Here is a 14,519-nt window from a genome sequence, read left to right on the forward strand (position 1 = left end):
CTGCCATGAAGTGAGATTATGAGTGCTATACTCTTTTCATCATAAGAGGAGGTTTATTGATGATGAAGAGGCGATTGTCTTTCATGGGAGCGATTATATGTATGGTTGCTGTGTTAACGGTGGGCTGTTCCAAGACGAGTCAAAGTGAAGGATCCATGTTCCGAGGAGATCTGAAACACACGGGTCTATACGCATCGAAAGGACCTGACCAGTTCCATAAAGTCAAATGGAAGTTCCAAACGAAAGATCGAATTCGCACGTCACCAGTAATTGCCAACCAAATGGTGTATTTCGGAAGCGAGGATCGGAACTTCTATGCGGTTGATGTGACAACGGGCGAGCAGAAGTGGACCTATCAGACGGATGGGGCGATCAAGTCAACGTCTGCGGTTTCGAATCAGGCGGTGTATTTTCTGAGTGGGGATGGGAAGCTGTATGCGCTGAATGCAGAGGATGGAAAGCTGAATTGGAGCTATGAGACCGATCAGAAAGATGAACCTCGCGATCAAGTTGACTATTGGCAATCATCGCCGGCAGTCTCGGATGGGATCGTATATTTCGGTGGGGGAGGGGGGAATTTCTATGCTGTAAATGCAAGCACCGGAAAGCTGGCATGGAAGAAAAAGTTGTCCCTTAATGGTTATGTCTCTGATGATCTTATACCCATTTTGCACTCTTCACCTGCGGTTGATCAGGGGGTGATCTACATGGGTATATCCGGATATGACGTGTCTAGGCAAGCTGAACCGGGTAATGTCGTTGCTTTAGACGCCAAGTCTGGAGAGCAAATATGGATATCGCCAACGATGAATGCAGTAGATTCATCTATCGTGGTGGATGATAATAAATTGTATTTCGGGATGCGTAACGGTGGCATTGGAGCACTGGACAAGAAGACAGGGGGATTCGTATGGAAAAATAACGCGGTTCCTTATTTGCTCGGATCCATGGCCCTATCTGGAAATACGCTTTTCTCTGGAAGCTCGGATAGCCATAAGCTTATTTCGCTAGATGCAGCAACAGGGGAGCAGAAGTGGGCTTTGGACACCATTGATGCCATTCACGCCTCTCCTTCAACAGATGGTAAGACGGTATTTGTCGCTTGTGGCAATCATTATTCGGATGAAAATCACGGGATGATTTACGCAGTAGATGCAGAGACAGGAACGGAGTTATGGAAGTATCAAGCGGCTGGCAACATTTATTCATCACCTGCCATCAATCAAGGTGTACTATTTGTTGGGTCTGATGACGGCTATATGTATGCTATAGAATGAAGGTATTTCTTGTGTTGCATATTGTGAGTTATATTGGACTTATTTTGCTCAGTGGCTGTACGGGCAAGACTGATACACCAGAAAGCACTGTACTATCCGCCGATGAAAGCTCTCAGGTCGTTACGGTTAGCATGCACCGTATAGTATTAGATCGTGAAATGAAGATGTCCATTTACCTTCCGCCTGCGTACAGCAGTGATGTTGCATATCCTGTTCTTTACTTGTTGTATGGCTATGGGGGCAAGCATGATACTTGGTTTGAGTATCTTCATATTAACGGTGTCGCGGATAGGCTTATTGAACAAGGGAAGATGGCTCCGGTGATTATAGTGTCTCCCGATTATGGGAACAGCTTCGGGGTCAATTCTCAGGTGGGGGAAGGGCGTGATCCCGGGAGTGTGGACATCGGACCGTATGAGGATTATTTGACTCAAGAAGTAATTCCTTACGTGGACAGTCAGTACAGCACAGTTATGGGCAAGGAGGGCAGGTATGTGGGGGGCGCATCCATGGGGGGGTATGCCGCACTTTATCTGGGGTTCAACTATCCTGAGCTGTTCAGTAAAGTCGGGGCTCATAGTGCTGCTCTCTGGGACTACACATCAACGGATCAATTTATCGGTCAGCGGGATTGGCTGTATGCGAACGAGGCCTTGCGAGAAATTCGGGACCCGTTCAAGCTGGCAGAGAGTCAGAGACTGGATGAGATGCAAGTTTACTTGGATAGTGGAACTGAAGATGCGTTGACAGAAAAAGATTATCTCCTATATATGCTACTGCGGATGAAGGGGATTGACGCACAATGGGTATCTCATTTGGGGGGACATAACAGCTCGTATTGGTCTAGTCAGCTGGAGAATTATTTAATCTTTTATAATGGATCGATATAATTCAAGATAGCGAAGAAATGGGGGGATATGATCCCAGCAGCCATTTTCAGGGCTTAGGGTACACCCCCGTTTAACTCCTGTTAGCTTTTAATTCATGCCCGGTGTAATAAGGCTCGCTTTATATTGAATGAGTGGTGCTAACCATACCATGCCTGTCCCCCGATATACATTGACCAATCCCTCACCAGATGCCGCAGAACCCATTCGAGTTTTCCCGGATTTCTCCACGGTGAAGTCTAGTGAATTCGACCACATCAACGCAAAATTCCCATCGACCTTCAGCACATCATTCTGCAATTCGACTACTACGGCTTCTTCGGTAGGAATGGGTGCTTCAAGAGCCAGAATCCCTTTACCTTTGGCACTTAGATTAAAAAGACCTTCTCCACCGAGTGCGGCAGAAGAAAGGTTCTTGCGGGCAGCGACAGCAATTTCCAGGGTTGTCTCGCAAGCTAAGAACATGCCATCGTCAATTACAATATGGTCGTTGTCGACATCAATCAACCATAGATATTTATAGGTGGTTTCCAGCAGAATCGTACCTGTACCTTTGTAGAGGGGTTTGATCGCACTGGTACCGGTCACTGCACTGGATACTAGATTTCTCATCAAACCTCCGACACCTTTAACACCTGATGTCATTTCGATATTACCAACCATATACTGCATAGCCCCAGCACTCAGCATAACCTCACTGTTGTTTAGTTCGACCATAAGCTGTTTATTTCGCATATTACTCTTGGTCATGAAGAAATTAGATTGTGCCTCTAGGAATGTTGTAGTGCTCAAATCCTCCTTATACTCGATAACCGTAAATCCGCCAAGCTGTTCCTTAATCACAACATTGTCGTTATCTTTTAGATTATTTATTGTGTAAGCCATTATGATTCCCTCCTCCAGTTATTCCTTCAAGGCGTATATATTCGACAAAAAAAGGTCGGTATCCTTGCCTTTAATAGAATACATTTTAAATGATTATAAGAATTGTGATAAAGTTATTAGAATTCTTATGGGATGGTCGCGGTAAAAATTATGGAAATAATAAATGTACCGTTCAACACAATGGATTGGAGTTCCATTGAGCCTAGTGAACACGCTGGAGAGACAGGTAAAGCGTTGTGGAGGACTCTTGAAATTGGCAATATACGAGTACGAATGGTGGAGTATACCCCTGGATATCTTGCCGATCATTGGTGTAAACGAGGACATGTACTATTAGTACTTGAAGGGGAGTTGAACACTGAATTAAGTGATGGGCGAAACTTCCTGTTAAAGTCTGGAATGAGCTATCAAGTAGCAGATGATGCTGAACCGCATAGATCATCTACTGCCACAGGAGCTAAATTGTTTATTGTAGATTAGTATGTAGGATGAAACTTTGTGACTCCGGGTATGTTAGGGGAAAAGACAACAAGGGAGTGCATCAGGATGGCCAGAAGAAGAAAATATGCGGTACCAGGGGTCGAGCGGCAAATGCAGACATTCAAAGCAGATGTAATGAAGCGCGAAGGATATGACGTTGATCCAAATCACCCGGACGATGTGAAATTCGAAGTGGCTAAGGAGCTTGGTGTTCCTCTGCAGTCAGGTGATAATGGCGGTCTGACTACGGAAGAGGTGGGCCATATCGGCGGTACAATCGGCGGGTCCATGGTTCGGGAAATGGTTCGTCTCGCTCAAGAGCACCTGGCGAATAAGAAGCAACCATAAGCCGATTCTTAAGACAAAAGTATCCGTTAAGGACTATTAACGTAGAGAGGGAGCTCAACTCGAATATCGAGAACTCCGTCTTGTAAGGAAGCACTTGTGCTGCCATTCATCTGTTCCGCCAATAACCTCACAATAGACAGGCCCAACCCTGTACCTGTGTTTCTTGCTTTATCGCCTGTATAGAAACGATCAAACAGTCGTGTTATATCTACACTGGCTGTAGGCTTGACCGGATTCTTAAAGGAGATAATGGCTTTATCGGTAACCTCTAAGCGTACTTCGATATCTCCATGGGAGTATTGAACACAATTATGAATTTCCTTGAAGTTCACAGCCAACTGATGTTCCTCCAATGCAGTTACCGATGCTGCGAGGCATTCTGCAACCCAATTGTCGTCAGTCAGCACACTATTTTGGATAAGCTGCTGATTAGCTCCTTAAAGTTCTTTTCCTCTTGAATGCCTTAAGACGGAGATTTCCCTCCGCCTTAAGGCATTTGTTAATATGGATGGCCTCTGCCGCTGAAGAAACACGTTGTACGCCGCTATAACCTGCATGGATCAATGCTTCTGCCAGCATTAAATTAACATCCTCATGATCTTCGATAATTAGAATGGATTCCACCGGCAGTGACTAGCTTATGAGGGAACAAAAAGTTGGAGAGTCATCCCGTCTGTTGACAATGATAATCATTTTCATTTATAGTTAAATAAAATTTAAAAGGTTAAGAGAAGAGAGGGATTTCTTTGCTCATTCAAACCCGAACCATCGTGGTGGAAAAGGGGAATGCGGATCAAGTTGTTGATCGCTTCACCCAGAAGAGTCCGATAGATTCTATGGAAGGTCTATTGGATAAAACCGTTATGGTGAACAAGAGGAAGCAGGATCATGAGGAAGTTGTAGTTATGATCCGCTGGGAATCTATAGAAGCCTGGAAGAATTGGGAGAAGAGTGACGTTCATATCCAAGGTCATCGGGAGAATAAGGGAAAGCCAACCCCCGAGTATGTCATCAGCTCAACGGTAAATATGTATGAAGTGAAAGCCGTCACTAAAGGATAAGGAAAGCCCATGAAACTAAAATACTTGCTCCTTCTGCTATTATTGTTCTCATTTACTTCCTTGTTTATTGGGATTAAAGACATTTCACCGCTTGATTTGTTCCATCTCTCCGAATCACAGATACAAGTCTTAATGGTTAGCAGATTGCCACGACTTGCATCGTTAGTCATTGCGGGAGTGGGCATGAGCATAGCTGGATTAATCATGCAGCAGCTCACACGTAACAAATTCGTGTCTCCGACTACGGCTGGGACCATGGATTCTGCGAAATTCGGTATTTTGGTAGCCTTGATGGTTTTTTCCGGGGCGACTCCGATGCAAAAGCTGCTGGTAGCCTTCGGCTTCGCCTTGTTAGGCACTTTTATTTTCATGCGAATTCTGGATCGGATTAAATTCAAAGATAGTATATTTATCCCTCTCGTAGGGCTGATGTTCGGTAACATAATTGGTTCAATCACTACTTTTTTCGCGTACCGTAATGATTTGGTTCAGAATATATCATCATGGCTGCTAGGAGACTTCTCCTCCATTATTAAAGGACAGTACGAACTAATCTATATCAGTCTGCCGCTGGTGGTGCTTGCCTATCTGTTCGCCAATAAATTTACTGTAGCTGGAATGGGTGAGGATTTCGCCATTAATCTCGGGATGAACTACAAAGCGGTGGTGAACATAGGGTTGGTTATTGTAGCCCTGATCTCTTCTGTTGTTATTTTAACTGTAGGAACGATTCCTTTTCTAGGATTGGTTGTACCCAATATCGTAACCCTATACATAGGTGATCATTTGAAAAAAAGCCTGGTGCATACAGCTGTATTGGGAGCGGTGTTTCTCTTGTTCTGTGATATCCTGGGCAGACTCATCATTTACCCTTACGAGATTTCCATCAGTTTAATGGTGGGAGTGATCGGTAGCGGATTGTTCATTTACCTACTGATGAGAAGAAAGGCGTATATGTCATGAGGATGAAGCTTACTGTACTGTCTGTAGCCGCTGTCGCACTTATCGTATTGTTTATGATCTATCAGGCAGGAGGCAACTGGGATTATGTGCTGCCGAGCCGGGGGAAAAAGCTTGTTGCGATCTTGATCACTGGAGCCGTAATTGCGGTCTCTACCATCGTTTTTCAAAGCATAACCAATAATCGTATTTTGACACCAAGTATTCTAGGTCTCGATTCTCTCTATATGCTCATTCAGACGTTCGGTGTATTCGCTCTCGGTTCTGCCAATATGACCTTCATGAACAAGAACATTAACTTTATGTTTTCTGCTACGCTGATGGTGCTCTTCTCTGGCTTGCTGTATAAGCTTATGTTTCGCCGGGAAGGACAGAATATTTACTTCTTGCTTCTCGTAGGGCTCATTATGGGCACGATGTTCCAGAGCGCTTCGTCCTTTATGGAGGTCTTGATTGATCCGAATGAATTTCTGGTTTTACAAGGAAAAATGTTCGCCAGCTTCAACAATGTAAGCAGTGATTTATTGATTCTTTCTACGGTTATCCTTGCGCTCACCACGCTTTATTTCATGCGGTTTACCAAGTATTTAGATGTAATTTCTTTGGGTAGAGATGAGGCTATTAATTTGGGACTGGATTACGAGTATATTGTCAAAAGATTGCTCATGGTGATCGCTATCTTCGTATCGATTTCAACAGCGCTAGTAGGTCCCATCACATTCCTAGGTCTGTTGGTAGCTAATGTGGCTCACCAGTTATTCCGCACTTATAAGCATCAATATCTGATACCCGGAGCTATTCTGCTAAGTATCGTAGCTCTTGTCGGCGGGCAGTTTTTGGTGGAGAGAGTGTTTGGCTTCACAACTACAGTCAGTGTCATTATTAATTTTGCAGGCGGCGTCTATTTCGTCCATTTGCTGCTAAAGGAGAACAAGTCGTGGTAGAAGTCCGAAATGTATCCAAGCGTTATGGCGGAACAACCGTTGTTGATAATGTGTCCTTGACCATTGCTAAAGGTAAAATAACTTCCTTCATAGGCCCGAACGGAGCGGGTAAAAGTACATTGCTCTCCATGATCAGCCGTCTCATTACTAAAGATGAGGGTCAGGTGCTCATCGAAGGCAAGGAAATAGGGACCTGTAACAGCAAAGATCTTGCCCGTAAAATATCGGTGCTGAAGCAGTCCAATCATATCAATGTAAGACTTACGGTACAGGAGCTGGTATCCTTCGGCAGGTTCCCTTATTCACAGGGAAGACTGACGCCTGAAGACCGGGTTCAGATTAGTGAAGCTATTTCCTTCATGGAGCTTACAGAGATGCAGGATAAATACATTGACCAACTTAGCGGCGGTCAGCGGCAGCGGGCTTACATCGCAATGGTGATGGCTCAGGATACCGACTATATTCTGCTGGATGAACCGCTTAATAATCTGGATATGAAGCACTCCGTGCAGATTATGAAAGTACTCCGACGGCTGGTGGATGAAAGAGGCAAGACGGTTGTGCTGGTCATCCACGATATCAACTTCGCCTCCTGTTATTCCGATTACATTGTTGCGCTCAAGAATGGGCGGATTATAAGAGAAGGAACTGTAGATGAGATTATCGATTCGGCTGTTCTTGGAGATGTGTATGATATGGACATTCCCATTGAAAACTTTGGCGGGAAAAAGATAGGCGTTTATTTTGGAACTTAGTAAATTCGCAGCCTCCTTTGGTAAATTATTATGACGCGGTTGCAGGAAGTGTAAAGGCGCCAGCTTCCCGCGATCAGCAATTATAATTTAAATAGCTTTACTATTAAATTTAGGGGTGAATATATTGAAGAAGAATATACTTATTACGGTTATGGCTCTATTCATGGTAGTTGCTCTAGCAGCCTGTGGAAATAATAAGGCTGCAACGTCAGGCAACAATACATCAGCTAACAACGCTTCAGAGACAGTGCAGCCGTCTGCTGAACCCACTGTTGCACCGACTACTGAACCGACTGAGCTTACGTTCAAGCATGCTTTGGGAGAGACTATTGTTCAGAAAAATCCGCAGAAGGTTGTTGTATTCGATTTTGGCTCCCTTGACACACTGGATAAGCTGGGTGTAGAAATTGCTGCCTTACCTAAAGGAAGTATTCCTTCTTATCTATCCAAATACAGCGATGCTAAATACGAGGATATTGGAGATTTGTTCGAACCCGATTTCGAAAAAATAAACAGTCTTTCACCTGATCTAATTATTATTTCTGCCAGACAGCAGGAGATTTACGAAGAGCTTAGTAAGATTGCTCCAACCTTATATGTGGCTGTGGATAATGCCAACTACATGCAGTCCTTTTCAGGAAATGTGAAGACGCTTGGTGAAATTTTCGGGAAAGAAACCGAAGTCGATGCAGAACTGGCTACGATTAACGCAGATATCCAAAAGCTGCATGATACAGCTTCAGCGACCGGTAAGAAAGCCCTTATTGTTCTGGCTAATGAAGGCAAGATCAGTGCCTATGGTACAGGCTCCCGCTTTGGTGTCATTCATGATGTGTTTGGATTTACACCTGCGGATGCCAAAATTGAAGTGTCGAATCATGGACAAAGCGTGTCCTATGAATACGTGTTGGAGAAGAACCCAGATTATTTGTTCGTTATTGACAGAGGTGCTGTGGTGAAAAGTGAGAACGGTCAGGCATCACCGGCAAAAGAGGCGGTCGAGAACGATCTGGTGAAGAAAACCAATGCTTTTAAAGAAGGCAAAATCGTCTATCTGGACCCTAACTATTGGTATCTATCCGGCGGCGGCCTTGTTTCCGTTAGCGAAATGATTAAGGAAGCTCAAAGTATTGTAGCGGAATAATCATAGAATATAGAATGAATTCAATTTACGAACCCTTAGGCAGATGGTTGCCTGAGGGTATTTTTGTAGAGGAGGGAAGGAACGCCTTCAATATTGAACAGAGCATAAGTTCTTCGGCACTGGAGACGTTGAGGCTCTAAATGGTATAATTTCTTTATTAGGCAGATAGTATCGCACTAGGAGGCGGAAATGTTGAGAGATGATCTTTTGGATCAACTGGGTTCGTGGCATGAAGAAGATGAATATCAAGAAATAATAGATGCGATTATGGAGATTCCTCCGGGAGACAGGGATTATGTGCTGACTAGTCATTTGGGTCGAGCGTTGAATAACCTCGGACGTTATGAAGATGGGCTTGAACAGTTTTTGACCATTGCAGAAGAGGGCAAGGAAGATCCGCTCTGGCATTACCGCATCGGGGTTTCCTATTACTATCTGGAGCAATATGATCAAGCCCTAAAAGAATTTAAAATGGCTGATAAACTGGAACCCGATGACGAGGATACCTTGGAGTTCATAGATTGGTGCCGGCGTGAAAAAGCTAAGAAACCTGCAAAAGTAGTAAAAGCAGCAATAGCAGCGTTCGATTCTTCAAACTTTTGGAATGACAGTGAGGATGCGTTAGAACAATACGTTTCTGAACCGCCCACACCTGAGTTAATTGCATCCGTTGAGGAAGAGCTGGTGTTTAAACTGCCCGCTTTTTATATTGATATGATGAAGTTACATAATGGGGGTATTCCTAACAATACGCATTACCCTATAGAGGGAGATGCTTCCGGGGCAAAAAGCCATATTTCGGTTTCAGGTATCCTAGGCATTGGGCGAGAAAAGAGTCTTTCGTTATGCGGAGATCTTGGCAGCCGGTATAGGATTGAAAATGGGGGTTATCCCGAATTTGGTGTGGTTATTTGTGATTGTTCTTCAGAGCATGAGGTAGTGATGCTGGATTATCGTTCATGCGGCAATGATGGTGAGCCAGAGGTTGTTCATGTGGACCGGGAGAATAATTATAAGATTACCTACTTGGCCAAAAACTTTGAGACCTTTATTCGCGGATTAGTGAATGAGGAGACTTACGTTACCAAGCAATAGAAGAATGGATGAAAGTCTAAAAGGACACCTGACATGGTGTCCTTTTTTTCTTTACCGATTCGTTTTGTTCGCAGTATGTTTCTTACCCCACTCTCCCATACTCTCCAGTATGGGTATAAAACTTTCACCTGCATCTGTCAGGGAATACTCCACTTTTGGAGGAACTTCTGCATATACCTTCCTAAGTATCATTTGATCTGCTTCTAATTCCCTCAGTTGATGGGTCAGTATCCCTTTTGAAATTCCAGGCACCAATCTTTGAAGCTCCCCAAATCTTCGGGTCTGCCTCAAATGCCATAGAATAATTATTTTCCACTTTCCTGCAATTACATTTTGGGTATCAGTGACGGGGCAAACCTCTATTTGTTCCACTGGAATTTCGCCCTCAAATGAAGTCCGAGCCATAATAAACCCCCTCTCTTCCTAATGGTACTGTTTTTGTGACTATGTTATAAAACAGTGACTACTTACAAATATACAACTACTATAATAATATAAGAGTATCGTTAAATATCAAGCCTTATAAGGTGAACAAAAGAAAATAACAATGAGCGAAAAGGAACGAGGGAAGTTTGGAACTGTAGGAGCGATAGCGACCGCCCGAAAGCTTTCCGTAGGAAAGCTCGCTTCGAAAGCATTAGCTGTATCCGGATTTCAACCGCTAAAAGCGGGTTAAATCAAAAAAATCTGGATACAACAGCGGCCGGAAGTCCAAATCTTCACGGTAGTGACGCCTGAGCCAGCCATAAGTTAATATCTTAATTCATCGTATATAACAATTTATTTATAGGAGGATATACAATATGTCTAAAATCGTGGTTACTGCAGCAACAGGAGAATTGGGTCAATTGGTGGTTAAACATTTGCTTGAGAAAGTCCCTGCCAGCCAAATCGCTGTTAGTATTCGAAATGTTGAAAAAGCATCCGCTTTAGCTGAATTAGGGGTAGAAATTCGTTATAGTGATTTCGATGATCCGGCATCGATGGAAAAGGCTTTTGCAGGAGCTTCAAAACTCTTGTTGATTTCAACGCCGCAAGATGAGTCCATCAGCCGCATTCGTAAACACGTGTCTGCCATTGAGGCCGCTAGAAAAGCTGGGGTTAAACATATTATCTACACCAGTTTTGCATTTGCGGATGTGGATGCTTTTGCTCCTTTGGCTAATGTACATTTAGCAACGGAATATAGCCTCCAGGCTAGTGAAATACCAACGACTATTCTACGCAACACATGGTATCAAGAATTGCATGTGAATCCTAGCCTTCAAACCTACATTGAGGGTGGAGTAATCATTAATTCTGCAGGAGAAGGCAAAATTAACACCGCAACACGCGATGACTTAGCTCTAGCTACTGCAGTTGTACTTACTGAAGAAGGACATGAAAATCAGGTGTATGAGCTGGCTTCTTCACAATCTTGGAGTTATCCAGACTTAGCAGAGATATTATCGAAGGTATCCGGTAAAAATGTTTCTTACCAAGCCGTTTCAGATGCTGAATCTTTAGAAGGTATGATTAAGGCGGGATTGCCTGAGGGGCTTGCACAGTTCTTAGTGGCCATCGATAGTAAAATGGCTGCCGGAACGGAAGGACACACCTCCACAGACCTCGAAAAACTAATTGGCAAAAAACCTACTTCCATTCAGGAAAGTATTACTCAATGGTTTGTTTCATAAATAATAAATAGGGGGTTCCAAACCATGAAAATGGCTCTGGGATCCCCTTTTTTCGTTAAAGATGACACTATAAACCCTTTAAGCCTCGATGTTATTCGAAATTTAGCTCGATTATATATTTAAGTAGCTTAATGTTTTATAATAAGTCTAAAACATGGTATATATTCTTTATTTGTAACCGGCCGAAAGGAAAGTGTCTCTTGTTTGAAACGTTACTTTTGAATTTCTTGTTTATGTTGTTTCCAGTATTAATCGTTCTCATTTTCTTTGAAAATAGGCCACTCTCCTATAATGGGAAGATTCTTGTTTTACTATCCGCAGTGACGATGATCCTTTGTATTGCCAAACCTATAAAACTTGAAATGGGATTTATTTTTGATTTAAGATACATCCCATTTATTATCGTGGCTCTTTATGGGGGTTACAAGAATGTACTCCCGTTATATTTGATATTAAATATTTACCGGTTTTATTTAGGTGGGGGCGGAGCGGTTCAATCCTTTCTATTTTCGACGGCTGTAGTGATCTTGGTACCCTTACTCAGTAAAAGGTTTATAAAATTAAATCCCAGAAATCGAATCATATGCGCAACTGCTGTTTCTTTTCTAACCATGGGATCTTATCTGATTATACTGAGTATTATTATGGGGACTTTAGACAGGAAATTCTGGATACTCACCTTCAATGTATTAACGACTTGTGTTGGGGTGATGAGCATCATTATGATTTTTATAGAGCAGATCATTGCCAATATCAAAAATCGCGACCGGATTCTACATTCGGAAAGATTAAATGTTGTCAGTGAGTTAGCAGCTAGTGTCTCACACGAAATAAGAAATCCACTCACGGTAACCAGCGGGTTTCTACAGCTATTAAATAAATCCAAAACGTTAACACCTGAGGAAAAAGGATATGTGGAATTATCTTTACTAGAACTTAACCGCGCGGAGAAAATAGTGAGCGATTATCTCTCCTTTGCCAAGCCGCAGTCTGAGAATATGGTTTATTCCAACATGAGAGAGGAATCAGAGTACACCAAAAATATCATTATGCCTTATGCCTCCATTCATAATGTCGAGGTGCAATTTGGTTTCGATAACACGTTGAATAAAGACTATGACAGGAACCAAATCCAGCAATGTCTAATTAATTTGTATAAGAACGGTATTGAGGCGATGAGAGAAAAGGGCGGCGGTACTCTTTTTATCGATATAACGGAGAGTAAGCAAAATATTATTATCAGCATCCAAGACACTGGCATTGGAATGACAAGGGAAGAAATATCACGTCTAGGTAAGCCCTATTATTCTACAAAAGAAGAAGGAACGGGCCTTGGTATGCTCATGGCCTACAGTGCAATCAATAAAGTCAAAGGGAATATCGAAGTCGATAGTGAAAAAGGGAAGGGTACAACATTCCTCATCACAATCCCTACTTAATCATCCTATTATGTTCAGACGAAAGGGCACCCGGAGGGGTGCCCTTATTTGCGTCCTATAGATACTAGCCTGAACCTATAGAGGTTGAATTTGCGGTAAGTTTTCAGTTTCCACCCGAGACCGTTAGTTTCCCCAGCAAAAAACGTCCATCCGGTTGACGGCCATTGATGGCGAAATCGACGCCCGGCTTTCCAGTGCTTGGATCGAGAATGGCGGCTTGTAAGGTGTACTGGCCGGGTGTCAGTCGTTTGGGTAGCTTCAGAAAGACGGTGGCGGGGGTAGTTCCGGGCAGCCACTTACGGATGTCTGTCGAGCTGCTTACAGAAGCCAGAGTATTCCCCTGTGTATCAGCCAATGATATTTCAAGAGGCCATTTGAAATAGAAGGGCGCCGTGCCGCGGTTGGCAATAAGCAGTCTAACATGCACTGTCCCTCCGGGTATGATCTCCTTTTCGTATACCGCCTTCTGTATGACAAAGCGGTAGCCGATTGTCCGCAGAAAACGATCTATATTGGCTTGAAGCATCCCTCCTTGCTCTTCATTCCATGGAGCAGAGGGGCCTAGCCAGGAAACATGGGTAAGTTTAGCCTGCAAAATCGATTCATCAATGGTTGAATCCTGGAGATAGGCTTTTGGATCCGAAAATTCCCCTCCGCTGGGTGAGGTCGTCCAGAAATTGCGCATTGCCGGCTCCTCGTCCTGCGTCAGCCACGAAGTATATCCCTTGGTGAACCAGCTTAAAAAACCGTCAATCGTGGCATTATGTTTGCCGAAGGCATCGTTATATAATCCCATTCCGTAACGCGAAGCAGCTAGGGTTGGGCGGCGCATTAGCATCTGTTTTCCGGTAAAGGAACGTACATAATGCTCGACGTACTGATCAGTGATACTTCGAGATGGAAAAGGGATATAACCGGGTTCAGAATCCATCGTATGCCATTCTCCCCAATGGCCGATACTTCCGAGCTGGATGAATGCAACAAAGGGATCGCTGTTGTAATGCTCGGCCAGCGCGGCAATCAACTTCTTATGGGATGCAATCAGCACTGTATTGGAATAGTCGGGGCTGAAACCCTTGCCATAAGTCAGATCGTACCAGGTGCCCGTTTTGTTGATTTTCTCGTACAGCCAGTCCGGAATATCCATATGGCTTTCTTCCCCAGGGTAATCCAGCACAACTCGAAGCACGATACGGGCGCCTTGGTCTTTCCAATGATCGAAATGGAATTTTTCTTCCAAACCGGCGAAATCGTAGCTGCCCTCCTCAGGTTCCAAATCTCTCCAAATTAAATTGGCATGAACGAGAGAAATCTTTTGCTTGACCCTTTGGGGGTCACGAGCATCAGCTACAAAACCGATATATGGATTATTAAGCACCGCTTGCGTTTCGGTGGGGTAGTTTACGGCCATGGCAGGTGCAGCTTTTCCTACGGAACCCGATCCCCCGCAGAAAAGAAGAAGGGCACATATCTGTATTAATTTGGCGGTCAACCCCTGTGGTTTTTTTAGCATAGCAGTCTACCTTTCTCTTGCTTTTTTGACTTTTTCCGCTACTTTTCATCTGGTT

17 protein-coding genes are annotated in these 14,519 nt (G+C 43.6%); 12 read left to right on the forward strand and 5 right to left on the reverse strand.

The features are described 5' to 3' along the window. The first annotated feature begins 59 nt into the window (after window positions 1-59). Together PWYN_RS12300 and PWYN_RS12305 are read left to right on the forward strand one after the other, a co-directional pair. Entirely contained in the window at window positions 60-1,277 is a 1,218-nt protein-coding gene (locus PWYN_RS12300; protein ID WP_036652005.1) for an outer membrane protein assembly factor BamB family protein, read from the forward strand. A gap of 11 nt (window positions 1,278-1,288) precedes the next feature. Further along, on the forward strand, window positions 1,289-2,167 hold the full coding sequence (locus PWYN_RS12305) for an alpha/beta hydrolase (RefSeq protein WP_052087911.1): 879 nt from the start codon (window positions 1,289-1,291) through the stop codon (window positions 2,165-2,167). Window positions 2,168-2,254: 87 nt separating this feature from the next. On the opposite strand, the gene PWYN_RS12310 is transcribed toward PWYN_RS12305, so the two are convergent. Further along, window positions 2,255-3,049: an AIM24 family protein gene (locus tag PWYN_RS12310; RefSeq protein ID WP_036652007.1), complete on the reverse strand. Its 795-nt coding sequence runs from the start codon at window positions 3,047-3,049 to the stop codon at window positions 2,255-2,257. A gap of 150 nt (window positions 3,050-3,199) precedes the next feature. Between PWYN_RS12310 and PWYN_RS12315 the strand changes: the two genes are divergently transcribed. Continuing rightward, window positions 3,200-3,529: a DHCW motif cupin fold protein gene (locus PWYN_RS12315; protein WP_036653756.1), complete on the forward strand. Its 330-nt coding sequence runs from the start codon at window positions 3,200-3,202 to the stop codon at window positions 3,527-3,529. A gap of 66 nt (window positions 3,530-3,595) precedes the next feature. After that, entirely contained in the window at window positions 3,596-3,877 is a 282-nt protein-coding gene (locus PWYN_RS12320; RefSeq protein WP_036652008.1) for an alpha/beta-type small acid-soluble spore protein, read from the forward strand. A 26-nt stretch (window positions 3,878-3,903) separates the two neighbouring features. Here the strand turns inward: PWYN_RS12320 and PWYN_RS12325 are convergent, their stop codons facing one another. Next, entirely contained in the window at window positions 3,904-4,209 is a 306-nt protein-coding gene (locus tag PWYN_RS12325) for an ATP-binding protein (protein WP_240479769.1), read from the reverse strand. Between the two features lie 97 nt (window positions 4,210-4,306). Then, window positions 4,307-4,456: a hypothetical protein gene (locus PWYN_RS29765; protein WP_205622745.1), complete on the reverse strand. Its 150-nt coding sequence runs from the start codon at window positions 4,454-4,456 to the stop codon at window positions 4,307-4,309. Window positions 4,457-4,623: 167 nt separating this feature from the next. Between PWYN_RS29765 and PWYN_RS12330 the strand changes: the two genes are divergently transcribed. From PWYN_RS12330 to PWYN_RS12355, 6 genes are all read left to right on the forward strand, one after another. Further along, window positions 4,624-4,938: an antibiotic biosynthesis monooxygenase gene (locus PWYN_RS12330; protein ID WP_036652011.1), complete on the forward strand. Its 315-nt coding sequence runs from the start codon at window positions 4,624-4,626 to the stop codon at window positions 4,936-4,938. A 9-nt stretch (window positions 4,939-4,947) separates the two neighbouring features. Then, window positions 4,948-5,901 carry an ABC transporter permease gene (locus tag PWYN_RS12335; protein ID WP_036652013.1) on the forward strand — a complete coding sequence of 318 codons (954 nt, stop codon included), beginning with the start codon at window positions 4,948-4,950 and terminating at the stop codon, window positions 5,899-5,901. Next, window positions 5,898-6,842: an iron chelate uptake ABC transporter family permease subunit gene (locus PWYN_RS12340; RefSeq protein WP_036652016.1), complete on the forward strand. Its 945-nt coding sequence runs from the start codon at window positions 5,898-5,900 to the stop codon at window positions 6,840-6,842. The genes PWYN_RS12335 and PWYN_RS12340 overlap by 4 nt, the downstream gene beginning before the upstream one ends. Then, window positions 6,836-7,597 carry an iron ABC transporter ATP-binding protein gene (locus PWYN_RS12345; protein ID WP_036652018.1) on the forward strand — a complete coding sequence of 254 codons (762 nt, stop codon included), beginning with the start codon at window positions 6,836-6,838 and terminating at the stop codon, window positions 7,595-7,597. The genes PWYN_RS12340 and PWYN_RS12345 overlap by 7 nt, the downstream gene beginning before the upstream one ends. 124 nt (window positions 7,598-7,721) lie before the next feature. Then, entirely contained in the window at window positions 7,722-8,741 is a 1,020-nt protein-coding gene (locus tag PWYN_RS12350; RefSeq protein WP_036652020.1) for a siderophore ABC transporter substrate-binding protein, read from the forward strand. A gap of 192 nt (window positions 8,742-8,933) precedes the next feature. After that, a complete protein-coding gene (locus PWYN_RS12355) occupies window positions 8,934-9,836 on the forward strand; it encodes an SMI1/KNR4 family protein (protein ID WP_036653760.1) in 903 nt (300 codons plus the stop codon). 51 nt (window positions 9,837-9,887) lie between these two features. Here the strand turns inward: PWYN_RS12355 and PWYN_RS12360 are convergent, their stop codons facing one another. Next, window positions 9,888-10,241 carry a winged helix-turn-helix transcriptional regulator gene (locus tag PWYN_RS12360; protein WP_036652022.1) on the reverse strand — a complete coding sequence of 118 codons (354 nt, stop codon included), beginning with the start codon at window positions 10,239-10,241 and terminating at the stop codon, window positions 9,888-9,890. 398 nt (window positions 10,242-10,639) lie between these two features. On the opposite strand from PWYN_RS12360, the gene PWYN_RS12365 reads away from it, so the two are divergent. Next, window positions 10,640-11,512 carry an SDR family oxidoreductase gene (locus PWYN_RS12365; protein WP_036652025.1) on the forward strand — a complete coding sequence of 291 codons (873 nt, stop codon included), beginning with the start codon at window positions 10,640-10,642 and terminating at the stop codon, window positions 11,510-11,512. A 233-nt stretch (window positions 11,513-11,745) separates the two neighbouring features. Continuing rightward, complete coding sequence (locus tag PWYN_RS30300; RefSeq protein WP_276203423.1) at window positions 11,746-12,951, forward strand: ATP-binding protein; 1,206 nt, start codon at window positions 11,746-11,748, stop codon at window positions 12,949-12,951. A gap of 103 nt (window positions 12,952-13,054) precedes the next feature. On the opposite strand, the gene PWYN_RS12375 is transcribed toward PWYN_RS30300, so the two are convergent. Next, complete coding sequence (locus tag PWYN_RS12375) at window positions 13,055-14,464, reverse strand: DUF4832 domain-containing protein (protein ID WP_052087913.1); 1,410 nt, start codon at window positions 14,462-14,464, stop codon at window positions 13,055-13,057. Window positions 14,465-14,519: the final 55 nt, after the last annotated feature.

Source organism: Paenibacillus wynnii, from assembly GCF_000757885.1.
GTDB lineage: Bacteria > Bacillota > Bacilli > Paenibacillales > Paenibacillaceae > Paenibacillus_AQ > Paenibacillus_AQ wynnii.